The organism is Streptomyces albireticuli, assembly GCF_021228125.1.
Taxonomy (GTDB): domain Bacteria; phylum Actinomycetota; class Actinomycetes; order Streptomycetales; family Streptomycetaceae; genus Streptomyces; species Streptomyces albireticuli.
In genome coordinates, this window is record NZ_JAJQQS010000006.1 from 337001 (window position 1) to 358966 (window position 21966).

Sequence of the window (21966 nt, forward strand, 5' to 3'; positions counted from 1 at the left end):
CGTGCCCCCGCGTCATGGGCCCGTACGCCCGCCCCGCGGCCCGTACACGCCCGCCGAAGCGCCCTGACGCGTCGGCGGGCGTCCTCGTGTGGTCCCCCTCGCCGCCCGGCCGGCGACGCCACGGTGAGGCGTCCCACACGGGGGCGGCGGTTCAGGCGGTGCGCGGTCGGATAGCCTGACGCCGGATCTCTTGACACCGAGAGAGATCCTCACAAATGGGCAGGGACACCCAACCCCAGTTCGCAGCAGGAGATCGCCATGACCCGCACTCCCGTCAATGTCACCGTTACCGGCGCGGCCGGTCAGATCGGCTACGCGCTGCTCTTCCGCATCGCCTCCGGTCACCTCCTCGGCGCGGACGTGCCGGTCAAGCTGCGGCTGCTGGAGATCCCGCAGGGCCTGAAGGCCGCCGAGGGCACCGCCATGGAGCTCGACGACTGCGCCTTCCCGCTGCTCCGCGGCATCGAGATCACCGACGACCCGAACGTGGCGTTCGACGGTGCGAACGTGGCCCTCCTCGTGGGCGCCCGCCCCCGCACCAAGGGCATGGAGCGCGGTGACCTCCTGGAGGCCAACGGCGGCATCTTCAAGCCCCAGGGCAAGGCCATCAACGACCACGCCGCGGACGACATCAAGGTCCTCGTCGTCGGCAACCCGGCCAACACCAACGCCCTCATCGCCCAGGCCGCCGCCCCGGACGTGCCCGCCGAGCGCTTCACCGCGATGACCCGCCTGGACCACAACCGCGCCGTCTCGCAGCTCGCGAAGAAGGCCGGCGTGTCGGTCTCCGACGTCAAGCGTCTGACGATCTGGGGCAACCACTCCGCCACCCAGTACCCGGACATCTTCCACGCCGAGGTCGCCGGCAAGAACGCCGCCGAGGTCGTGAACGACGAGCAGTGGCTCGCCGACACCTTCATCCCGACCGTCGCCAAGCGCGGCGCCGCGATCATCGAGGCCCGTGGCGCCTCCTCGGCCGCCTCCGCCGCCAACGCCGCCATCGACCACGTCCACACCTGGGTCAACGGCACCGCCGCCGGCGACTGGACCTCCATGGGCATCCCGTCGGACGGCTCCTACGGCGTCCCCGAGGGCATCATCTCGTCCTTCCCCGTCACCACGAAGGACGGCAAGTACGAGATCGTCCAGGGCCTGGAGATCAACGACTTCTCCCGCGCCCGCATCGACGCCTCCGTCAAGGAGCTCGTCGAGGAGCGCGACGCGGTCCGCGGCCTGGGTCTCATCTGATCCACGTCCGATCCGGACCCGATCCACGGATCGTTCCAGGGGTGTGCCCCCGGCGGCTTCGGCCGCCGGGGGCACACCCCTTTTCGCGAGGGCGGTACGGGTCCGTCCCGGGGCGCGTGGCCGCCTTCGCGAGTGCGTGATCAGTAATTCTGACGACGGCGACCCGGACGGTATTCGCGCATCCGTCCGTGAGTACGCCCGTACGGGGTGAGATCCGGCCCGTCATTTGCGCCCCGACAGGGGTTGCGCGCGGGACTTCTGGCCTATTGTGAGTTCTCCGAAAATCCGTCAACTCATGCCTGATCGCAGGCGAGTTCGACGATCGGGGGACGTATGACAGCAACCACCCCACAGGACTCCCGTACAGAGGCCACCCGGCTGCTCTGTGCCGGGACCTATCTGGACATCGAGTTCCGCCGGCAGGTCGTCGAGGAGCTGGTGGAGCACGAGGAGAGGCCCATCGCGCCGTCGCTCGGCGTCGACGTCGTGCCGGTGCTCGCGCACGCGCTTCGCGCCCGCAGACAGGACGCGCTGACGGCGCTGATGCTCCTCGTGCTCTGGGCCGCCTTCATCGGCATCGAGGTGGGCACGGCCGACGAGGTCCCGCTGCCGAAGTGGTCGGGGATCTACGCGCTGGTGAGCTTCGCCCAGTGGTCCGCGGCGGCCTCCGCCGGACGGGGCTCGTCCGTCTACGTGGTCGACAAGCGCACCCTGCGCGAGGCGATGAAGGGGAACGTGCGCAAGCTCGTCCCCGCCGTCCCCGCGGTGCTCGCGATCGGCTACTGGCTGTACGCGCTGTACAGCCTGGCCACCGGCGGGAACAACTGGATCGGCATCGTCTTCCCGCTCCTGCTGGTCCTCCCCGTGTGGGCGCACCGCAGGCGCGTGGCGGACGTGATGGGCAACGAGCTCAGCCGCGAGGCGTTCCTCCTGGCGCCCCGGGCCGAGCCCACCACCGCCTACCACCAGCGGATCGCACGGGCCATCGACCGTGAGCAGTACGCGGGGATGGCCATCTACGACGCGGGCCGTCCCTTCATCGGGATGGGGAAGCCCTACGAGCCGTGGTCGTTCGCCCTGGAGCTCCGGCGGCGCGGGGACGCCGACGCGTCGGACGACGGGGCGCCCTTCACCGGCCGTACGGTCGTGGACCTGGTCCGGCCCCGCCTGGAGGCGCTGCGGCAGGGCGCCGCCGCGACCAGCAGGGACCGGCTGAAGGACCTGGAGATCGAGGAGTTCGTCTATCTGCCGGTCGGTCCGCCGCGCCCACGGCTCGACTACGCGGACACCACCGTGACGCGGCACGTCGCCGAGGCGGTGGACGAGGGCGGCGAGGCCCGCCGGTACTTCCTGCGGGTGCGGGTCGGCGCCTGGGACGAGCAGGTCGTGGTGTCCGTCCTGGTCAGGGTGCACACCCAGGGCGGCATGCTGGTCCTGGAGGTCGTGCCGCACATCCTGACGCCGATCCGGACGGAGTTCCGTTCGGTCGACGTGATCGCGGCGCGCGGCCAGGACGACCCGCTGCGCGACGGGCTGCGGGCGTTGCTCAGCGGCCCCGCGGCGGGGTTCGCGGCCGCCGTCTCCACGGTCCGCGCCGGTGTCTCCGGCTTCCGCACCTGGCTCGCCGAGCCGCAGCGCGCGCTGCCCGACGGCCCGGCGAAGTCCGTGCGGGAGCTGGGCGGCGCGGAGACGGTGTCGCTGTTCCAGGAGATGGACATCAGCCGTTACGTGAAGACGGTCCAGGACCGCATCGCGAGCGGTGTGCGGGACGCCCTGCGCTCGCAGGGTTACGAGACCGACCAGTTCGAGCAGCAGATCGTGCAGATCAGCGAGGGCGGCGTCTTCATCGGTTCGATGAGCGGCGGCGCGGTCGCCGCCGGCGCCGGCGCCAAGGCGAAGAACATGACCAAGGACGGGGGATCGTGATGGGTGACGACACTCAAGGAACACAGGGCGGCGGGAACGGAAGCGGCAAGGGCGGTGGCATCGTCATCGGCCGTATGACCGGCGGCGCCGCCGCCAGCGGTGAGAAGGCCCGCGCCGAGGACCGCTCGGAGCGCGTGGGCACGCCCGCCGCGCGGGACGCGGGCTTAACCCCCGTGCCCGTGCCGGCGGGGGCGCCCGGGGCCGGCGGTATCGCCGTCGGCGAGCAGAGCGGCGGCGCCCTGGCCGCCGGCCGGGAGGCCGAGGCGGTCGACGCCTCACGGGAGTTGCTGTCCCTGTCGCCCGAGCTCCTCACGGCCGTGCGCGAGCTGCGCGGTCAACTGCCGCTGCTCGCGCGGGCCGAGGGCGACGGCCTCGACGATGTCGACGGTGAGCTGGCCGGGCTGGAGGCGACGGCCGTCCGGGACGGCCGCGCCGAGCGCGGCCGGCTGGTGCGGCTCCGGGCGCTGCTGACCGGCGGCGCGACGGCGGCCGGCGGGCTGGCGTCGGCGCTGGCCGTCGTGCAGGCGATCACACAGCTCCTGGCGTGAGGGGGTGGCACGGATGAGCCGCTGGGACGCGGACCTCCAGCAGTGGGTGGAAGACGACCCGCCCCCGACGAACCCCTACGGCCCGGACGAGCCGGAGTTCCTGCTCGGCGAGGGCGGGCCGGACGAGCGGCGCGAGGGGCCCTCGCACGCGACGATCCTGGCCGGCGTGCTGGTCGGGGTGGTGTTCGCGGGCGGCATCGGCATCGGCGCCTGGGCGCTGTTCCGGGACGACGAGGAGGACTCGCCGGGTGGCGGCGTGCGGCCCGGCTGGAGCGCGCCGCCGACGCCCGGAGGCTCCGTCTACGGAGGCTCCTCGTACGGTTCCACTTACGGCTCCACCTCGGGCAGTTCGACCTACGGGGGGACCACGTACGGTTCCACGTCCGGGAGTTCCACCTACGGAAGTTCCACATCCGGTTCCACATCCGGTTCCACGTACGGTTCGACGTACGGGTCCACCTATGGGTCGACGTACGGCTCGACGTACGGCTCCACCTACGGATCGACGAGCTCGGGGAGCGGCACCGGCGGATCGACGTACACGCCCTCGGCCGCGTCGGGCGACTCCGGCGGCCGGGTGCCCTCGGGCTGGACCAAGGTCCAGGACGCGTCCGGCTTCACGCTGGCCGTGCCGCGCGGCTGGACCCGCAGCACCGAGGGCGCCAGCGTCTTCTACAAGAACGCGGGCGGCGACAGCCTGATCCAGGTCTTCGCGCTGAACGGCCCGGAGAAGACGCCGTACGAGGCCGTCGTCGCGACCGACAAGGCCGTCTCCGGCAACAAGGGCTACCGCAAGATCGGCCTGTGGAAGCTCGGCGACGGCGCGGCCGAGCTGGAGTACACGTACACCTCCGGCACGGCCGGGGCCCGGCACGTCGCGCTGCACGCCATGACCGCCGGGGACGGCAAGCAGTACGCGCTGCTGGTCGCCGGGCCGTCGGGGGAGTGGACGCCGCACGTGCGGATCTTCCGGACGGTGCTGGGCTCGTTCTGCCCGACCGGTTACTGCTCCGCCGGGAGGTGACAGGGGCAGGGCCGGGAACAGTCGCTACAGCCATCCATGGGAGCACATCCACCACAGCCATCCATAGGTGCGTACATGTGCCTACGTCAGCACACATCAGCTCACACTCACTGACTCAGAGTGACTCGGGTCACTCTTTGTGAAAACCGAGGCATATGTTTCCGCCTTCTGGTTAGGCGCGTCCCGTTGCCGGCCCGAGTCTCGCTCGACCGGCGACGGGACGTTTCGGATATCGGAAGGCAGAAGAGACATGTCGTCAGTCGAGACCATCCATGTGGACGGGGAGTGGCGCGGCGCCGCGTCCGGCGCGCAGCGCGAGGTCCTCGACCCCGCGGACGCCAAGACCCTCGCGGTGGTGTCCGAGGGCGGTGCCGACGACACGGACGCCGCCGTGACCGCCGCCCGCCGCGCCTTCGACACGGGCAGCTGGCCGCACACCCCGGTCGCCGAGCGCGCCGCGCTGCTGCGCCGGGTCGCCGACCTGCTCGTACGCGACCGTGAGGAGATCGCCCTCACCGAGAGCCGCGACACCGGAAAGACCCTCGCCGAGGGGCGCATCGACGTCGACTGCGTCGCCGACGCCTTCCGCTACTTCGCCGACCTGGTCGTCGCCGAGGGCGCCGGCCGTGTCGTCGACGCCGGATCGGCCACCGTGCACAGCGTCGTCGTCCACGAGCCGGTAGGCGTCTGCGCGCTGATCACCCCCTGGAACTACCCCCTCCTCCAGGCCAGCTGGAAGATCGCCCCGGCCCTCGCAGCGGGCAACACCTTCGTGATCAAGCCCAGCGAGGTCACCCCGCTGTCCACCGTGCTGCTGGTGAAGCTGCTGGCCGAGGCCGGTCTGCCGGCCGGTGTCGCCAACCTCGTCACCGGCGCCGGCGACCCCGTCGGCGCCCGGCTCTCCGAGCACCCCGGCGTGGACCTCGTCTCCTTCACCGGCGGCCTCACCTCCGGCGTCAAGGTCGCCCAGGCCGCCGCGCCGACCGTGAAGAAGGTCGCCCTCGAACTCGGCGGCAAGAACCCCAACGTGGTCTTCGCCGACGCCTGCGCCACCGACGAGGACTTCGACACCGCCGTCGACCAGGCGCTCAACGCCGCGTTCATCCACAGCGGCCAGGTCTGCTCGGCCGGCTCCCGGCTCATCGTCGAGGAGTCCGTCCGCGAGCGCTTCGTCGCCGAACTCGCCCGCCGCGCAGAGAAGATCAAGCTCGGCCGGGGCACCGAGGAAGGCGTCGAGTGCGGCCCGCTCGTCTCCGCCCAGCAGCTCGACAAGACCGAGGCGTATGTCGCCTCCGCGCTCGCCGAGGGCGCCGTGCTGCGCTGCGGCGGCTCCCAGCCCGAGCCGAACGAGGTCCGCCCGGCGGCCGGCTACTTCTACGCGCCGACCGTCCTCGACGGCTGCCACCGCGAGATGAAGGTCGTCCGCGAGGAGACCTTCGGCCCGATCCTCACCGTGGAGACCTTCCGCACCGAGGACGAGGCCGTGGCCCTCGCCAACGACACCGAGTACGGGCTCGCCGGCGCCGTCTGGACCAAGGACGCGGGCCGCGCCCGCCGGGTCGCCGGGCGGCTGCGCCACGGCACCGTCTGGATCAACGACTTCCACCCCTACCTGCCGCAGGCGGAGTGGGGCGGCTTCGGCAAGTCCGGCACCGGCCGTGAGCTCGGCCCCACCGGCCTGGCCGAATACCGCGAGGCCAAGCACGTCTACCAGAACCTCGCGCCCGAGCCGGTGCGCTGGTTCGCGGGCTGAGCCCCGCCCTCCGCGAACCGGGTGCGCGCCCGCCCCGCCGGTGAGCGCGCGCCCGCCCGCCCTTCCCGTACGCGAAGAACCTTCCTGCCCTCCGAGGAGTACCCCCATGCCCCCCGTTGAAGAGACCCGCGCCAAGATCACCGCCGACTACGTCGTCGTCGGCGGCGGCACCGCCGGTTCGGTGATCGCCTCCCGCCTCGCCGAGGACCCCGGCACCAGCGTCGTAGTCATCGAAGGCGGCCCGTCCGACATCGACCGCCCCGACGTGCTCACCCTGCGCCGCTGGCTCGGGCTGCTCGGCGGCGACCTCGACTACGACTACCCGACGACGGAGCAGCCGCGCGGCAACTCCCACATCCGGCACAGCCGGGCGCGCGTGCTCGGCGGCTGCTCCTCGCACAACACCCTGATCTCCTTCAAGCCGCTGCCCGGCGACTGGGACGAGTGGGCGACCGCCGGGGCCGAGGGCTGGGACGCGGAGTCGATGGACCCGTACTTCGCCCGGCTGCGCAACAACATCGTCGCCGTCGACGAGAAGGACCGGAACGCGATCGCCCGCGACTTCGTCGAGGCCGCGCAGGCCGCGATCGACGTGCCGCGCGTGGAGGGCTTCAACAAGGAGCCGTTCCACGAGGGCGTGGGCTTCTTCGACCTCGCCTACCACCCGGAGGACAACAAGCGCTCCTCCGCCTCCGTCGCCTACCTCCACCCCCACATCGAGGCCGGCGACCGCCCCAACCTCCGCATCATGCTGGAGACCTGGGCGTACAAGCTGGAGCTGGACGGCACCCGGGCCACCGGCGTTCGGGTCCGCACCAAGGAGGGCGAGGAGATCCTCGTCGAGGCGGGCCGCGAGGTCCTGCTGTGCGCCGGCGCCGTCGACACCCCCCGGCTGCTGCTGCACTCCGGCATCGGCCCCAAGGGCGACCTGGACGCCCTCGGCATCCCCGTCGTCCACGACCTGCCGGGCGTCGGCGAGAACCTCCTGGACCACCCCGAGTCGGTCATCGTCTGGGAGACCCACGGGCCCATCCCCGAGAACTCCGCGATGGACTCCGACGCGGGCCTGTTCGTCCAGCGCGACCCGGCGGCCAACGGTCCCGACCTGATGTTCCACTTCTACCAGATCCCGTTCACCGACAACCCCGAGCGCATCGGGTACGAGAAGCCCCCGCACGGCGTGTCGATGACCCCCAACATCCCCAAGCCGCACAGCCGCGGCCGGCTCTACCTCACCAGCGCCGACCCGGCCGTCAAGCCCGCCCTCGACTTCCGGTACTTCACCGACGAGGACGACTACGACGGCCGCACCCTCGTAGACGGCATCAAGATCGCCCGTGCGATAGCCAGGACGGAGCCGCTGGCCGGCTGGCTCAAGCGCGAGGTCTGCCCCGGCCCCCAGGTCACCTCGGACGAGGAGCTCAGCGCCTACGCCCGCCAGGTCGCCCACACCGTCTACCACCCCGCCGGCACCTGCCGGATGGGCGCCTTCGACGACGAACAGGCCGTCGTCGACCCGCAGCTGCGGGTCCGCGGCCTCGACGGCGTGCGCATCGCCGACGCGTCCGTCTTCCCGACGATGCCCGCGGTCAACCCGATGATCGGGGTGCTGATGGTGGGGGAGAAGTGCGCCGAGCTGCTTGTCTCGGCCCCGGCCACGGGCGGTGATACCAAGTGAGCGCGGCCGCGGCCTCAGCCGCCGGCGCCGCCCCCGTCTTCTCCGTCCGCAACCTGTGGAAGGTCTTCGGCCCGCACGCCGAACGGGTGCCCGGCGGTGAGCTCGCCGAGCTCGGCCCCGAGGCCCTCAGAGAGGAAGCCGGCTGTACGGTCGCCGTCCGCGACGTGTCCTTCGACGTCCGGCAGGGCGAGGTCTTCGTCGTCATGGGCCTCTCCGGCTCCGGCAAGTCCACGCTCGTCCGCTGTCTGACCCGGCTCATCGAGCCGACCTCCGGCACCATCGCCATCGACGGCGAGGACGTCTGCGGCATGGACAAGGGCGCCCTGCGCGAACTGCGCCGGCACCGCGCCGCCATGGTCTTCCAGCACTTCGGCCTCCTCCCGCACCGCACCGTCCTCGACAACGTCGCGTACGGCCTGGAGATCCAGGGCGTCGGCAAGGCCGAACGCCGCGAGAAGGCCCGCGAGATGGTGGAGAAGGTCGGCCTCGCCGGCCTGGAGGACCGCCGCCCCGGCCAGCTCTCGGGCGGCCAGCAGCAGCGCGTCGGCCTCGCCCGCGCCCTCGCCGCCGACCCCGAAGTACTGCTGTTCGACGAGCCGTTCAGCGCGCTCGACCCGCTGATCCGCCGCGATATGCAGGAGGAGGTCGACCGCCTGCACCGCGAGGAGGGTCGCACCATGGTCTTCATCACCCACGACCTGTCCGAGGCGCTGCGCATCGGCGACCGGATCGCGCTGATGCGCGACGGCCGGGTCGTCCAGTGCGGGACGCCCGAGGAGATCGTGGGCTCCCCGGCCGACGACTACGTCCGCGACTTCGTCCGGGACGTCCCCCGCGAGCAGGTCCTCACCGTCCGCCGCGCGATGCGGCCCGCGGCCGCCGGCGAGGCGGACACGGGCGAGGCCCTGCCCCCGACGACGACCGTCGCCGACGCGATCGGCACCGTGGTCCGTACGGGCACGCCCGCCCGCGTCGTGGACGGCGGCCGCTGCATCGGCGTCGTCGACCACCGCGGCCTGCTGGGCGTGGTGGCGGGACTGGACGGCGACGGGAAGGCGGCGGCATGAACGTACGCACCCCCGAAGGAACGAGGTGGACCGCATGAGCACCGCCACCTCCCCCGCCCGCCCCGCCTCCACCGCCAAGGCGAAGGCCCCCGCGGCCGGTAGCGCCGCGACCGGCCCCGCCGCCCGGCCCGCCGCCGACGCGGCACCCGCGGACATGCCGCCCGCGCCCACCGCGGGCGCGGGCCCGCTCCGGGCCCTGTGGGCCCGCCCCGCCGCCCGGAAGCTCCTCGTGCTCGCCGCCGCCGCGGCCGTCCTCGTCCCCCTGGCCGCCACGGCCTGGGGCAGCGGCACCTGGCCGCACGCGCTGACCGTCGACCTGACCGGCCCGCTCGGCCGCGCCAACGACTGGATCATCGACAACCGCGACCACCACTGGATCTTCCTCTACTTCTTCGGCCACATCAGCGGCGCGATCATCGGCGCCGTGCACGCCGTCTACACCGTGCTCCTCGCCCTCGGCTGGGCCGGTGTGACCGTCGGCGCCGGGCTGCTCGCCTGGCGGGTGGCCGGGGTCAGGGTCGCCGTCACCACGCTCGCGTCGTTCGCCGTGTGCGGACTGCTCGGCATGTGGGTGCCGACGATGCGGACGCTCGCGCTGATGATCGTCGCCGTCGCCGCGTCCGTGGTCGTCGGCGCGCTCCTCGGCCTCGCGGCCGGTCTGTCGGAGCGCACCTTCCGCGCGCTGCGGCCGGTCCTGGACACCATGCAGGCGCTGCCCGCCTTCGCCTACCTCATGCCCGTCGTGCTGGTCTTCGGCATCGGCGTGGCGCCCGCCGTCCTGGCGACCGTCGTCTACGCGGCCCCGCCGATGGCCCGGCTGACCGCGCTGGGCCTGCGGGCCACCGACAAGGGCGTGCTGGAGGCCGTGGAGTCCCTCGGCGCGACCCCCCGGCAGCGGCTGCTCACCGTGCGGCTGCCGCTGGCCCGCCGCGAGCTGCTGCTCGGCGTCAACCAGGCGATCATGATGGCCCTGTCGATGGCCGTCATCGCCTCCGTCATCGGCGCCGACGGCCTGGGCGACCGCGTCTACCAGGCCCTGTCGACCGTGGACGTCGGCAGCGCCCTCGCCGCGGGCATCCCCATCGTGCTGCTCGCGATCGTCCTCGACCGGACGACCGCCGCCGCCGGCGACGGGCGCGCCTCGCACGGCCCGTCCGGCCGCCTCGTCTGGCCGCTCGTCGCGGCGGCCACCGCCGCCGCGGCGGTCGCCGCCCGCCTCCTGGACGCCCGCAACTGGCCCGGCGACTGGACCCTGTCCATCGCCGCGCCCGTCAACGACGCCAAGGACTGGATGGTCGACCACCTCTACTCCGGCGTCCCCGGCGTCGGCGGCACCGCCGAATGGGCCGCCCACTACACCGGCTGGATCCTCGACCCGCTGCGCGACGGCCTCCAGGGCCTGCCCTGGTGGGGCGCCCTGCTGCTGGTCGCCGCCCTCGCCTGGCTCATCGGCACCTGGCGCACCGCCCTGACGGCCGTCCTCGCGCTCGCCGCGATCGGCGTGCTCGGCCGCTGGGAGGTCTCCATGGACACCCTCTCGCAGGTGATCGCCGCCGTCGCCGTCACGCTCGTCCTCGGCTTCGCGATCGCCGTGCCCGCCGCGCGCAGCCCGCGCGTCGACCGGCTGCTGCGCCCGGTCCTGGACGTCTTCCAGACCATGCCGCAGTTCGTCTACCTCATCCCCGTCGTCGCCCTCTTCGGCATCGGCCGGGCGCCGGCCGCCGCGGCCGCCGTCGTCTACGCGCTGCCGGCCGTGGTCCGGATCACCAGCCAGGGCCTGCGCCAGGTCAACCCCGGCGCGATGGAGTCCGCGCGCTCGCTCGGCGCCACCAGCGGCCAGCAGCTGCGCCACGTGCAGTTCCCGCTGGCCCGGCCGGAGCTGCTGCTCGCGGTCAACCAGGCCGTGGTGCTGGTGCTGTCCGTCGTCATCATCGGCGGTCTCGTCGGCGGCGGCGCGCTCGGCTACGAGGTCGTCTTCGGCCTCGCCCAGGGCGACCTCGCCACGGGCCTGGTGGCCGGCGCCGCGATCGTCTGCCTGGGGCTGACGCTCGACCGGGTCACCCAGCCGACGAAGGCGGAGAAGAAGGGAGCGGGCGCGTGAAGGCTCGTCAGTGGATCGTGGCGGCGGGCGCTCTCGCCCTGCTCGCCACCACCGGCTGCGGAGCGGCCGACATGACCAAGCAGGCGTCCCCGTACGCCGACGCGGCGGGTACGAAGACCGTCACCCTGTCCGTGCAGTCGTGGGTGGGCGCCCGCGCCAACGCGGCCGTCGCCAAGTACTTGCTGGAGCACGAGCTCGACTACCGCGTCGACACCGTTCAGGTGGACGAGGTGCCCGCCTGGGACGCCCTCAGCCAGGGCCGTGTCGACGCGATCCTGGAGGACTGGGGCCACCCGGACCAGGAGAAGCGGTACGTCGAGGACAAGAAGACGATCGCCCCCGGCGGCGACCTCGGCGTCACCGGCCACATCGGCTGGTTCGTGCCCAAGTACTTCGCGGACGCCCACCCGGACGTCCTCGACTGGAAGAACCTGAACAAGTACGCCTCGCAGCTGCGGACCGCCGAGAGCGGCGGCAAGGGGCAGCTGCTGGACGGCTCGCCGTCGTACGTCACCCACGACAAGGCGCTCGTGAACAACCTCGGCCTGGACTACAAGGTCGTCTTCGCGGGCTCCGAGGCGGCGCAGATCACCCAGATCCAGCAGTTCGCGAAGAAGAAGCAGCCCTTCCTCACCTACTGGTACGAGCCGCAGTGGCTGTTCAACGAGGTGCCGATGGTGGAGGTGAAGCTGCCGCCGTACACGGACGCCTGCGCGGAGAAGGGCGCGGCCGACCCGTCGACCGTGAACTGCGCCTACCCGACCTCGACGCTGAAGAAGTTCCTCAACGCGGACTTCACCCGCAAGGGCGGCAAGGCCGCGCGGTTCCTGAAGAACTTCCACTGGTCGAAGGACGACCAGAACGAGGTGGCGCAGATGATCGCGGAGGAGAAGCTGTCGGCGGAGGAGGCGGCGGAGCGGTGGGTGGAGCGGCATCCGGACGTGTGGAAGAGGTGGCTGCCGTAGGGGGGTGACCGGGGGTCTTTCCCCACCCCGCCCCTTCCCGTAACCGGGGGCGAGCCCCTGGCCCCCGGACGCGCTCCGCGCGGTGGCCTCAGGCTCCCCCCTGCTACCGCTGGGGGGGGGAGCCCTGGCCGGGCTGAAATCAGCCCGGCCGGCGCATGGGGGCCGGAGGCGGGGGCGGGCCCAGGGCCCGCGCGGCAGGGCCGGGCACTCCGCCCCGGCCCCTGCGCCCGGCCCCTGTGGACCGGCGGCCTGGCCGTGGACCGGCGGCCTGGCCGTGGACCGGCGGCCTGGCCGTGGGCCGGCAGCCTGGCCGTGGGCCGGTCCGGCTCGGGATCCCGGACCCGGTTCCGGCGCGGTCTCCTTCAGACCCGGCTCAGACCTCGCCCCACAGGCCCGCGGCCAGCCGTGCCGCCGTCTCCGCCACACCGGCCATCGCCCTGCCGTGCAGCCCGCCCCCGAACGTCACCCGTGCCGCGCCCAGCCGTCCGAGCTCGTGCGGTGACGGGCCGTCCGGCAGGGCGAGGGCGTTGACCGGGAGGCCCACGGCCTCGGCGAGGGCGGCCAGGAGGGGCGGCGGGGCCAGGATCGGGTAGAGGCAGTCGGCGCCGGCCGCCGCGTAGAGACGGCCGCGAGCGATCGCCGGTTCGGGGTCCGCGTCGCCCTTCAGGAAGGTGTCGACGCGGGCGTTGACGACGAGCGCGTCACCCGCCTCGGCCCGTACCGCCGCCAGGAAGTCGGCCTGCTCGCGCGAGTCCTTGAGCAGCCCGGAGGCACGGTCGCCGTCCTCCAGGTTGCAGCCGGCGGCGCCGGCCTCCAGGAGCCGCCCGACCAGTTCGCGGGGCGCGAGCCCGTACCCGTCCTCGACGTCCGCGGAGACGGGCACGTCCACGGCGCGGGCGATCCGGGCGACGGCCGCGAACATCTCGGCCGCCGGGGTCTCACCGTCCGCGTACCCCAGCGACGCCGCCACGCCCGCGCTCGGCGTCGCCAGGGCGGGGAAGCCGGCGTCCGCGAAGGCACGGGCGCTCGCGGCGTCCCAGGGGCCGGGCAGGACGAGCGGCCCGCCCCCGGGCGCGGGTGCGTGGTGCAGGGCCCGCAGGGCGGCCGCGGAGGTCACGCGTGGGCCTTGTAGGCACCAGGGAACAGGCGTGTGGTCACGCCGATCCGGTTCCAGGCGTTGATCGTGACGATCAGGGAGATCAGCCGGGCCAGCTCCGGCTCCTCGAAGCTGCGGGCGGCGCGCTCGTACACCGCGTCGGGCACGAAGCCGTCGGTGAGGACGGTGACGGCCTCGGTGAGCGCGAGGGCGGCCTGCTCCTTCTCGGTGTAGAGGCCGACGGCCTCCTCCCAGGCGCTGAGCAGGTAGATCCGCTCCTCGCTCTCGCCCATGCGACGGGCGTCCTTGGTGTGCATGTCGAGGCAGAAGGAGCAGTGGTTGAGCTGCGAGGCGCGGATCTTGACCAGTTCGATCAGCGTGGGGTCGAGGTCCTTACGGGCGGCGATCTCCAGCCCGATCATCGCCTTCTGGACGTCGGGGGCGACCTCGTGGAGGAGCATCCGGGGCGCGTGGGTGTGGGTGGGGTGGGAGGCGTTCGTCGTGGTCATGAGAGCAACCCTAGGGTTCGGATAGCCCAGCGGTATGGTCCACTCCCATGGAGAAAACGTGGGCCACTTCGGCGGGCGACGGCGAGGTTCCGCGCCGCGGGACCGGCGCCGACCTGCACCTGGACCTGTCCGGGCCGGGCGGGGTCCGGGCGGGTCTGATCAGGGCCCTGCGCGACGCCGTACGGTCCGGCCGGCTCGCCCCCGGCACCCGGTTGCCGTCCTCCCGCTCCCTCGCCGCCGACCTGGGCCTGGCCCGGAACACCGTCGCGGACGCTTACGGCGAGCTCGTCGCCGAGGGCTGGCTCACCGCCCGCCAGGGCTCGGGCACCCGGGTCGCGCCGCGGGCCGCGCCCCGCGCGCCCGAGCGCGGGTCCACACCTCCGCGCACGGCCCGGCGGCCCGCGTACGACCTGCGGCCCGGCACCGCCGACGTCTCGGCCTTCCCGCGCGCCGCCTGGCTCTCCGCCGCCCGGCGGGCCCTCGCGGCGGCCCCGAACGACGCCTTCGGCCATGTCGACGAGCGCGGCCGCGCCGAACTGCGGACCGCCCTGGCCGACTATCTGGCCCGGGCCCGCGGGGTACGGGCCGACCCGGAGCGGATCGTGGTGTGCGCGGGCTTCACCCAGGGTCTGTCGCTGCTCAGCCGGGTGCTGCGGCGGCGCGGCGTCCGCGAGATCGGCGTCGAGGAGTACGGGCTCTGGTTCCACCACGAGGCGCTGGAACGGGCCGGACTGCGCTGCTCCGAGCTGGCGATCGACCCGTGCGGCGCGGACGTCGCCGCCCTGGGGGAGCGCAGGGGCGTACGGGCGGTCCTGCTCACGCCCGCGCACCAGTTCCCCACGGGCGTGCCGCTCCACCCCGACCGGCGGGCCGCCGTCGTGGACTGGGCCGTGCGCACCGGCGGGACGATCCTGGAGGACGACTACGACGGGGAGTTCCGCTACGACCGCCAGCCCGTCGGCTGCCTCCAGGGCCTCGCGCCCGACCGCGTCGTGTACTTCGGCACGGCCAGCAAGTCGCTCGCCCCGGGGCTGCGGCTGTCGTGGATGGTGCTGCCCGAACACCTGGTGGGCGACGTACTGGCGCTGAAGCGGGCGGGGGAGTGGAGCTCGGGCGTCCTCGACCAGCTGACCCTCGCGGAACTCCTCACCAGCGGCGCGTACGACCGCCACGTCCGCGCGATGCGGCAGCGCTACCGGCGCCGCCGCGACCAACTGGTCGCCGAACTCGCCGCGCACGCCCCGCACATCCGCGTCACCGGCATCGCGGCCGGCCTCCACGCGGTCCTGGCCCTGCCACCGGGCACGGAACGGGCGACGCTCCAGGCGGCGGCGTGGCAGGGGCTGGCGCTACAGGGGCTGTCGCGGTTCCGGTTCGGCGGCGGGACGCAGGCTTCGGGCGCGGCCGGGGCCGGGGACGGCCTGATCGTGGGGTACGGGACGCCACCGGACCACGCCTTCGCGGGGGCGCTGGAGGCGCTGGTGCGGTCGCTGCCGCCGGGGGGTTGACGGGGGTGGGGTGCGGGTGGTGGCGCCTGCGGCGGGCTTTGTCCCCAGCCCCGCCCCTTCCCGAATGTCCTCAATCGCCGGACGGGCTGATTTTCAGCCCGTCCGGCGATTGAGGACCGGGGTCCGGGGCGGAGCCCCGGTTCGGGAAGGGGCGGGGCTGGGGACAAAGCCCCGCGCAGCGGCCCGCACCCACCCCGCCCCGTTCACCCCCACGCCCCGCACCCCACCGGCGCCCCCTATCGTGAACCCCGTTTCCGCGAGTACGCAGTCTCATCTGACGGGGGTCAGAACCACATGGCAGACAAGACAAAACGCCGGCTCCGCTCGTCCACGGTCATACTCGGCGGCATGGGCGCCCTCGCCGCCGCCCTGACCTCCTGCGGCTCGGAGCCCGACAAACGCTGCGTCGATCCCAAGAGCTACGACGCCGCCCGCGGTTACCGCGTCCTCGACTCCAAGGCGTGCAAGAGCAAGGGCGGCGGCGGAAGCGGGAGCAGCGGTGGCGGTTCGTCTTCCGCCCGCTGGTACTACGGCTCCGGGAAGTCCGGCGGCTACGCCGACAGCGGGACCTTCAGCAAGAGCCAGGCCGTCGACCGCGGCGGCTTCGGCTGCTCCTCGTCGAGCGGCGGCTGACCGCGTGGAGCGGCACCGCGTCACCCCGCGCCCCGGCTGGCAGGCCACGGTCGAGGAGCAGGGCGTCATCTATCCCCTCACCCGCCACCCGGACGGCTCCCTGCGCCCGTACTGGGACGAGAGCGCGTATTACTCCTTCCCGCTCGCCGAGGTCGAGGCGCTGGAGGAGACCGTGGCCGAGCTGCACGGGATGTGCCTGGCCGCCGCCGCGCACCTCGTCGAGCACGGTCGCCTCGCCGACCTCGGGATCACCGACCCCCGGCTGGCGGCCCTGATCACCGAGTCCTGGCACCGGCGCGCCGAACTCCCCACCGTCTACGGCCGCTTCGACCTGCGTTACGACGGCGAGGGCCCGGCCACCCTGCTGGAGTACAACGCCGACACCCCGACCTCACTGGTGGAGGCCGCGAGTGCCCAGTGGTTCTGGATGGAGGAACGTTTCCCCGGCCATGACCAGTGGAACTCCCTCCATGAGCGGCTCGTCGACGCCTGGCGGCGACAGGCGCACCTGCTGCCCCCGGGCGCGCCGCTGCACTTCGCGCACTCGGCCGGCGACGAGCTCGGCGAGGACCTGATGACGGTCGCGTACCTGCGCGAGACCGCCGAACAGGCCGGCCTCGCGACCCGGGCCGTCTCCATGGAGGACATCGGCTGGGACCGGATCTCCGGCCGCTTCGTCGACGAGCGCTACGGGTTCGTCCGGGCCTGCTTCAAGCTCTACCCCTGGGAGTGGCTGGCCACCGACCGCTTCGGCCCGCACGTCCTGGACACCCTCGACAACGGCGGCGGTACGGGCTCCACGCTGTGGATCGAGCCCGCCTGGAAGATGCTGCTGTCCAACAAGGCCCTGCTGGCCGTCCTCTGGGAGCTCTACCCCGGCCACCCCAACCTCGTGCCCGCCTACCTCGACGGCCCCCGCGAACTGGCCTCGACCACCGGCTGGGTCGCGAAGCCGCTGCTCGGCCGCGAGGGCGCGGGCGTCACGGTGCACCCCGCGGGCAGCGACCCCACGCCCCGGGACGAGCCCTGCTGCTACCAGGGGCTGGCCCCGCTGCCGGCCTTCGACGGGAACCACGTGGTGCTCGGCGCGTGGGTCGTCGGGGACGAGCCGGCCGGGCTGGGGATCCGGGAGTCGGCGGGGCTGGTCACGGACGGCTACGCGCGCTTCCTTCCGCACGTGATCGTCTGAGCCGCCGCGCGGTGTTCCCGAGCGCCGGACGGGCCGGTCTTCGGCCCGTCCGGCCGCTGGAGGACCGGGCTCCGGCGCTGGAGCCCCGGTCAGCCCGCCCGCATCGCCGACGACACCTCCAGCAGCGCCTCCCGCTTGCGCGCCAGTTCCGCCAGTTGTTCGTCGACGCGGGACAGCTGCTCGTCCACGACCTGGACGGAGTGCTCGCAGGCGAGGAGGCCCGGACCGCCCTGGGCGCAGGGCAGGAGGTCGCGGATGGCCTCGGTCGTGAGGCCGCCGGCGAGGAGTTCGCGGATGCGCGTCACGCGCTCGACCGCGGCCGTCCCGTAGCGCCGGTAGTCGTTGGCGTCCCGCTCCGAGGTGAGCAGGCCCTGTCCCTCGTAGTAGCGCAGGAGCCGGGGGCTCACCCCGGTACGACGTGACAGCTCGCCTATGCGCATATGCGGATTCCCCCCGGGGACTTGACCTTGACACTGATGTCATACGGCAACCTCTTGGCCATGACACAGATTCCCGCGCCCCTCGCCACCACCGTCCACGGCTCCGGCCCCGGCCTCCTCCTCGCGCACGGCGCGGGCGGCAGCATCGAGGGCAACTACCTGCCGATCATCCCGTCCCTGGCCGAGCGCCACACCGTGGTGGCCCCCGACTTCCCCGGTTCCGGCGGTACGCCCCGCTCGGCGGAGCCGCTGATGGTCGACGGCCTGTCCGACGCGCTGATCGCGGCGGCCGACGCGGCCGGCCTGGAGACGTTCACCCTGATCGGCTACTCGATGGGCACCCTGGTGTCCGTACGGACCGCGGCCCGCCACCCGGAGCGGGTGCGCGGCCTGGTGCTCACGGCGGGCCTGGCCAAGGCGGACAACCGCACGCTGGCCTCCCTGGACATCTGGCGCAAGCTCCTGGACGAGGGGGACCTGGAGACCTTCGCCCGCTTCATCGCCCTCTCCGGCTTCGGCGAGGACTTCTTCAACGCCGTGCCCGCCGAGGAGCTGGACACCTTCTACAAGGTGCTGGCCGCGGGCGTCCCCGCCGGCGCCGCGGAGCAGGCGGGCGTCGTGCAGACCTCGGACACCACGGGCGACCTGGCCGGGATCTCCGTGCCGACGCTGGTGATCGCGCCGCTCCAGGACACCCTGGTCGCGCCCGCGAACTCGCGCTTCCTGGCCGCGAACATCCCGGGAGCCGAGTACGCGGAGATCCTGACGGGCCACGTGCCCATGGCGGAGAAGCCCGCCGAGTGGGGCGGCCTGATCACCTCCTTCCTCGACCGGCACGGCCTCTGAGCCGCGGGGGTGTCAGATCCTGCCCAGCTGCCACAGCCGCAGGATCCCGGTGCCGTCCGACAAGTACTGCGTCCCGGAGATGCCGGAGTTGCCGAGGGTGTACTCCTTCTTCTGCCACAGCGGCAGCAGGGGCACGTCCTCGGCGACGATCCGCTGGATCTCACGGACCTCCTCGGCGACGCTGCCCCGCTGGGAGTTCCGCTGGGCGTCGCGGATGAGCTTCTCGACGCGGGCGCTGGAGTAGCCCGTGTGGAGGGCGGAGCCCGCGCCGACCAGCGGGGTGATGAAGGTGTCGGGGTCGGGGAAGTCCGCGACCCAGGTGAGGCAGTACGCGTCGTAGGCCCCGCGGGCGTAGCCCTCGATGAACTCCTTCCACTCCACGTGCCGCGTGGTCACCTCGAACAGCCCGGTGGCCTCCAGCTGCTTCTTCAGCAGGGCCGCCTCCTCGCCCGTGGCGGCGCCCTGGGAGTAGGCCAGCGTGAAGCGGACCGGCTGGGTGACGCCCGCCTGCCGCAGCAGGGTCCGGGCGCGCGCCGGGTCCGGCTCGGGGTAGGCGTCGAAGAAGGACGTGGCGTGGCCCGTGAGGCCCTGCGGGACGAGGGAGTACAGCGGCTCGACCGTACGGCGGTGGATGTCGCGCGCGAGCGCCGTCCGGTCGACGACGGCGGCGACGGCCCGGCGCACCGCGACGTCCTTCACGGGTGAGCCGTCGCGCAGGTTGAAGACCATCGAGCGGGACGTGGGCCCCGAGGTCTCCATCATCTTCACGCCGGCGTCCGACGGGGACTGCTCGGCGATCACGGTGGGCGGCAGCTGGCGTCCCACCACGTCGACGGAGCGCCGCTGCCAGGCCCGGGCCAGCGCCGCCGGATCGCGGAAGTACCGGACGGTCACGGGCTCGCCCTCGCGCCGCACGGCGCCCCGGTAAGCGCCGTTGGGCCGCAGCTCGGCCCGTGCCCCTTGCCGGTACTCCTTGAGGACGTACGGGCCGGAGCCGTCCACCGTGGCGCCCTCGTGGAGCCGGTCGGCGGGGTAGGTCCGGGAGTCGACGACCGCCCCGGCGCCGGTGGCTATCTTGAACGGGAACGTGGCGTCCGGCACCTTCAGCCGGAAGGTGACCGTCCGCCCGGCCGTCCGCACGCCGTCCAGCGTGTCCAGCAGCGGCCCCGGGCCCTGCGGCGACTTGATCCGGCGGATCCGGTCGAAGGAGAACTTCACGTCGTCCACGGTCAGGTCGTGACCGTTGGTGAACTTCAGGCCCTCGCGCAGCGTGCAGGTGAACGTGCGTAAGTCCTCGCCCTGGAAGCCGCAGCGCTCGGCCGCGTCCGGGACCGGGACGGAGGAGCCCGGTGTGAAGGTCAGTAACGACTGGTAGACGTTGCTGTGCAGCGCCCAGGAGCCCACGTCGTAGGTGCCCGCGGGGTCGAGCCCGGTGACGGCGTCCGTCATGCCCACCGTGATGGGCCCCCGGTCCTCGTCACCCGACGACATCAGCCCGCAGCCCGTGGCCGCCGAGACCAGCAGCCCTACGCCCAGTACACCCGCCCGAACCCGGACCCCACGCATCCCCGCGCCCCCTCCGCCCAGTGATGCGCATCACTCAAACATACGAATGCGCATACGTCCCGGGAATAGGCCAAGTGATCGTCACCCGGTCCGGGGAACCGCCGGGGCCGCCTCATCGCGCACGGCGGCCACGGGGTGCCCACAGGGCGGCGGCGCGGCGGCGGTGGGGCCCGCGCCCCCGTCTATGACGTGCGCCGCAACGCCCGTACGCCGCGCAACCCGATCAGCCCGACGGCCGTCCCCAGAAGAAACGAGGTGACCGCGAGCGCGAGGTGGACCCAGAAGTACGCGGTGGGGTCACCCGCGTCGTCGAAGGCGAGCCCGCTGCCGTCCTTCCACAGATTCTTCGCGAAGGTGATCCAGATGAACCAGCTCCACACCCCGAAGGCGAGCAGGAACCAGGACACCGGGCGGGAGAGGACGGCCGCGCGGCCGGACGGGCGAGGGGCCGGCGAGGCGTCCCCGGAAGAACTCAGCATGGGTTTCAGTATGCGTTCGGCCTCCCGCACTGGTCCTATCGGGTCCTCGGCACGGGTCCGTCCCGGTGAGGCAGCGACTAGGGGGTACGGGCGGCGGGGTACGTTCACGGACGTGCCGACGACGACATCACACCGCCCGCGGTCCGCCGCGGCGGGACGCTGCGGAGCCGCCCTCGCGGCGACCGCCTCGCTGCTCCTCCCGTTGATGACCGCCGCGCCCGCCCACGCCGACAATCCGGCCGACGGCAAGGGCGCCCCCAAGGTTCCGCCCGCTCAGATGTCCACGGTGGGCGGCGAGTTGCTGGGCAAACCCGGGCCGCAGGTGCGGCGCGGGCCGGGCGCCCCCCAGCTGCCCAAGGATCTCAGCGGCCGCTCCTGGCTGGTGGCCGACGCCGAGTCGGGGGAGATCCTCGCCGCGAACAACGCCCACTGGCGGCTGCCTCCGGCCTCCACCCTCAAGATGCTCTTCGCCGACACGGTGCTGCCTAAGCTGCCCCGCAACCAGACCCACAAGGTGGTGCCCTCGGACCTGGAGGGCATGGGGGCGGGCAGCAGCGCCGTGGGGGTCAAGGAGGGCTCCTCCTACTCCGTCCACGACCTGTGGCTGGGCGTCTTCCTGCGCTCCGGGAACGACGCGGTGCGGGTTCTGTCGGCCATGAACGGCGGCGTCCCGCGGACCGTCAAGGACATGCAGGCGCACGCGGAGGACCTCCAGGCGAAGGACACCCACGTCGTCACCCCCGACGGGTACGACGCCGACGGACAGGTCTCCAGCGCGTACGACCTGACCCTGTTCGCCCGCTCCGGCCTCCAGAAGGCGGACTTCCGGGAGTACTGCGCCACGGTCTCCGCGAAGTTCCCCGGCGAGGAGAAGCCCGGCAAGAAGCGGGACAGCTTCGCCATCGTGAACACCAACCGGCTGCTGACCGGCGAGGGCATGCCCAAGGGCGAGCCCTACAAGGGCATGGCCGGCGTGAAGAACGGCTCCACGACCAACGCGGGCAACACCTTCACCGGCGTGGCCCAGCACGACGGCCGCAAGCTCCTGGTCACGGTGATGAACCCGGAGACGGCCGAGCCCCACCGCGTCTACACCGAGGCCCGCGCGCTCCTCGACTGGGGCTTCGAGGCGGCCGGCCACGTCCAGCCCGTCGGCGTCCTGGTGCCCCCCAGGGGCGCCGCGGACAAGCCCGGCGACGGCCGCGCCGACCAGGCCACCCAGCACGCCCAGGCGTCCGTGGCGGGTGCCGGCGGCGGCATGTGGACGGCCGTCGGGATCGCGGGGGCGGCCCTGGTCGTCCTGGCGGCGGGCGGGTTCGTGGTGCACCGCAGGCACCCGCTGCCGGACCGGATGCGGCGGCGCGGCTGAGCGCGCGGGGACCCGCGCCGC

The 21966-nt window shown here is 73.1% G+C and carries 19 protein-coding genes; 14 read left to right on the plus strand and 5 right to left on the minus strand.

Translation table 11 applies throughout. The features are described 5' to 3' along the window. Positions 1-258: 258 nt before the first annotated feature. From LUZ64_RS14425 to LUZ64_RS14465, 9 genes are all read left to right on the plus strand, one after another. The gene (locus tag LUZ64_RS14425; RefSeq protein ID WP_095581256.1) at positions 259-1248 is read left to right on the plus strand and encodes a malate dehydrogenase; all 990 of its coding nucleotides are present in this window, start codon (positions 259-261) and stop codon (positions 1246-1248) included. 333 nt (positions 1249-1581) lie between these two features. Next, the gene (locus LUZ64_RS14430; protein ID WP_095581257.1) at positions 1582-3174 is read left to right on the plus strand and encodes an AbeC-like domain-containing protein; all 1593 of its coding nucleotides are present in this window, start codon (positions 1582-1584) and stop codon (positions 3172-3174) included. After that, positions 3174-3722, plus strand: coding sequence for a hypothetical protein (locus tag LUZ64_RS14435; protein WP_095581258.1), 549 nt, complete (start codon positions 3174-3176; stop codon positions 3720-3722). The genes LUZ64_RS14430 and LUZ64_RS14435 overlap by 1 nt, the downstream gene beginning before the upstream one ends. Positions 3723-3735: 13 nt before the next feature. Next, positions 3736-4746, plus strand: coding sequence for a serine/threonine kinase C-terminal domain-containing protein (locus LUZ64_RS14440; protein ID WP_095581259.1), 1011 nt, complete (start codon positions 3736-3738; stop codon positions 4744-4746). Between the two features lie 250 nt (positions 4747-4996). Continuing rightward, positions 4997-6499 carry an aldehyde dehydrogenase family protein gene (locus LUZ64_RS14445; protein ID WP_095581260.1) on the plus strand — a complete coding sequence of 501 codons (1503 nt, stop codon included), beginning with the start codon at positions 4997-4999 and terminating at the stop codon, positions 6497-6499. Positions 6500-6605: 106 nt separating this feature from the next. Beyond that, positions 6606-8177 (plus strand): GMC family oxidoreductase, encoded by a 1572-nt coding sequence (locus tag LUZ64_RS14450; protein WP_095583524.1) that lies wholly within the window; start codon positions 6606-6608, stop codon positions 8175-8177. Next, positions 8174-9244, plus strand: coding sequence for a quaternary amine ABC transporter ATP-binding protein (locus LUZ64_RS14455; RefSeq protein ID WP_095583523.1), 1071 nt, complete (start codon positions 8174-8176; stop codon positions 9242-9244). Before LUZ64_RS14450 ends, LUZ64_RS14455 begins: the two co-directional genes overlap by 4 nt. 154 nt (positions 9245-9398) lie before the next feature. Further along, positions 9399-11345 carry an ABC transporter permease gene (locus tag LUZ64_RS14460; protein ID WP_095584952.1) on the plus strand — a complete coding sequence of 649 codons (1947 nt, stop codon included), beginning with the start codon at positions 9399-9401 and terminating at the stop codon, positions 11343-11345. Beyond that, complete coding sequence (locus tag LUZ64_RS14465) at positions 11342-12310, plus strand: ABC transporter substrate-binding protein (protein WP_232390064.1); 969 nt, start codon at positions 11342-11344, stop codon at positions 12308-12310. The genes LUZ64_RS14460 and LUZ64_RS14465 overlap by 4 nt, the downstream gene beginning before the upstream one ends. Before the next feature lie 373 nt (positions 12311-12683). On the opposite strand, the gene LUZ64_RS14470 is transcribed toward LUZ64_RS14465, so the two are convergent. After that, entirely contained in the window at positions 12684-13427 is a 744-nt protein-coding gene (locus LUZ64_RS14470) for an isocitrate lyase/PEP mutase family protein (RefSeq protein ID WP_095584950.1), read from the minus strand. Continuing rightward, positions 13424-13915, minus strand: a complete 492-nt coding sequence (locus tag LUZ64_RS14475; protein ID WP_095584949.1) for a carboxymuconolactone decarboxylase family protein — start codon at positions 13913-13915, stop codon at positions 13424-13426. Before LUZ64_RS14475 ends, LUZ64_RS14470 begins: the two co-directional genes overlap by 4 nt. A 47-nt stretch (positions 13916-13962) precedes the next feature. Between LUZ64_RS14475 and pdxR the strand changes: the two genes are divergently transcribed. The 3 genes from pdxR to LUZ64_RS14490 all read left to right on the plus strand — a co-directional run bounded on the left by pdxR (position 13963) and on the right by LUZ64_RS14490 (position 17245). After that, entirely contained in the window at positions 13963-15423 is a 1461-nt protein-coding gene (pdxR, locus tag LUZ64_RS14480; protein ID WP_095584948.1) for a MocR-like pyridoxine biosynthesis transcription factor PdxR, read from the plus strand. Between the two features lie 294 nt (positions 15424-15717). Beyond that, complete coding sequence (locus LUZ64_RS14485; RefSeq protein WP_095583133.1) at positions 15718-16056, plus strand: hypothetical protein; 339 nt, start codon at positions 15718-15720, stop codon at positions 16054-16056. A gap of 4 nt (positions 16057-16060) precedes the next feature. After that, positions 16061-17245: a glutathionylspermidine synthase family protein gene (locus tag LUZ64_RS14490; protein ID WP_095583134.1), complete on the plus strand. Its 1185-nt coding sequence runs from the start codon at positions 16061-16063 to the stop codon at positions 17243-17245. 89 nt (positions 17246-17334) lie between these two features. Here the strand turns inward: LUZ64_RS14490 and LUZ64_RS14495 are convergent, their stop codons facing one another. Next, positions 17335-17685 carry a MerR family transcriptional regulator gene (locus LUZ64_RS14495; protein ID WP_095583135.1) on the minus strand — a complete coding sequence of 117 codons (351 nt, stop codon included), beginning with the start codon at positions 17683-17685 and terminating at the stop codon, positions 17335-17337. A gap of 60 nt (positions 17686-17745) precedes the next feature. On the opposite strand from LUZ64_RS14495, the gene LUZ64_RS14500 reads away from it, so the two are divergent. Next, complete coding sequence (locus LUZ64_RS14500) at positions 17746-18531, plus strand: alpha/beta fold hydrolase (protein ID WP_095583147.1); 786 nt, start codon at positions 17746-17748, stop codon at positions 18529-18531. A 12-nt stretch (positions 18532-18543) separates the two neighbouring features. Here LUZ64_RS14500 and LUZ64_RS14505 read toward each other — a convergent pair whose 3' ends face one another. Together LUZ64_RS14505 and LUZ64_RS14510 are read right to left on the minus strand one after the other, a co-directional pair. Beyond that, positions 18544-20097, minus strand: a complete 1554-nt coding sequence (locus LUZ64_RS14505) for an ABC transporter substrate-binding protein (protein WP_095583136.1) — start codon at positions 20095-20097, stop codon at positions 18544-18546. Between the two features lie 182 nt (positions 20098-20279). After that, positions 20280-20576 carry an SCO4848 family membrane protein gene (locus LUZ64_RS14510; protein ID WP_143593360.1) on the minus strand — a complete coding sequence of 99 codons (297 nt, stop codon included), beginning with the start codon at positions 20574-20576 and terminating at the stop codon, positions 20280-20282. 205 nt (positions 20577-20781) lie between these two features. Between LUZ64_RS14510 and LUZ64_RS14515 the strand changes: the two genes are divergently transcribed. Next, positions 20782-21945, plus strand: a complete 1164-nt coding sequence (locus LUZ64_RS14515; protein WP_338120260.1) for a D-alanyl-D-alanine carboxypeptidase family protein — start codon at positions 20782-20784, stop codon at positions 21943-21945. The last annotated feature ends 21 nt before the right edge of the window (positions 21946-21966 follow it).

What these genes read in the sequence shown, in the direction of transcription:
- LUZ64_RS14425 (WP_095581256.1), top strand. Translation starts at nt 259, where the DNA reads ATGACCCGCACTCCCGTCAATGTCACCGTTACCGGCGCGGCCGGTCAG.
- LUZ64_RS14430 (WP_095581257.1), top strand. Translation starts at nt 1,582, where the DNA reads ATGACAGCAACCACCCCACAGGACTCCCGTACAGAGGCCACCCGGCTG.
- LUZ64_RS14435 (WP_095581258.1), top strand. Translation starts at nt 3,174, where the DNA reads ATGGGTGACGACACTCAAGGAACACAGGGCGGCGGGAACGGAAGCGGC.
- LUZ64_RS14440 (WP_095581259.1), top strand. Translation starts at nt 3,736, where the DNA reads ATGAGCCGCTGGGACGCGGACCTCCAGCAGTGGGTGGAAGACGACCCG.
- LUZ64_RS14445 (WP_095581260.1), top strand. Translation starts at nt 4,997, where the DNA reads ATGTCGTCAGTCGAGACCATCCATGTGGACGGGGAGTGGCGCGGCGCC.
- LUZ64_RS14450 (WP_095583524.1), top strand. Translation starts at nt 6,606, where the DNA reads ATGCCCCCCGTTGAAGAGACCCGCGCCAAGATCACCGCCGACTACGTC.
- LUZ64_RS14460 (WP_095584952.1), top strand. Translation starts at nt 9,399, where the DNA reads ATGCCGCCCGCGCCCACCGCGGGCGCGGGCCCGCTCCGGGCCCTGTGG.
- LUZ64_RS14475 (WP_095584949.1), bottom strand. Translation starts at nt 13,915, where the DNA reads ATGACCACGACGAACGCCTCCCACCCCACCCACACCCACGCGCCCCGG.
- pdxR (WP_095584948.1), top strand. Translation starts at nt 13,963, where the DNA reads ATGGAGAAAACGTGGGCCACTTCGGCGGGCGACGGCGAGGTTCCGCGC.
- LUZ64_RS14485 (WP_095583133.1), top strand. Translation starts at nt 15,718, where the DNA reads ATGGCAGACAAGACAAAACGCCGGCTCCGCTCGTCCACGGTCATACTC.
- LUZ64_RS14495 (WP_095583135.1), bottom strand. Translation starts at nt 17,685, where the DNA reads ATGCGCATAGGCGAGCTGTCACGTCGTACCGGGGTGAGCCCCCGGCTC.
- LUZ64_RS14500 (WP_095583147.1), top strand. Translation starts at nt 17,746, where the DNA reads ATGACACAGATTCCCGCGCCCCTCGCCACCACCGTCCACGGCTCCGGC.
- LUZ64_RS14505 (WP_095583136.1), bottom strand. Translation starts at nt 20,097, where the DNA reads ATGCGTGGGGTCCGGGTTCGGGCGGGTGTACTGGGCGTAGGGCTGCTG.
- LUZ64_RS14510 (WP_143593360.1), bottom strand. Translation starts at nt 20,576, where the DNA reads ATGCTGAGTTCTTCCGGGGACGCCTCGCCGGCCCCTCGCCCGTCCGGC.
- LUZ64_RS14515 (WP_338120260.1), top strand. Translation starts at nt 20,782, where the DNA reads ATGACCGCCGCGCCCGCCCACGCCGACAATCCGGCCGACGGCAAGGGC.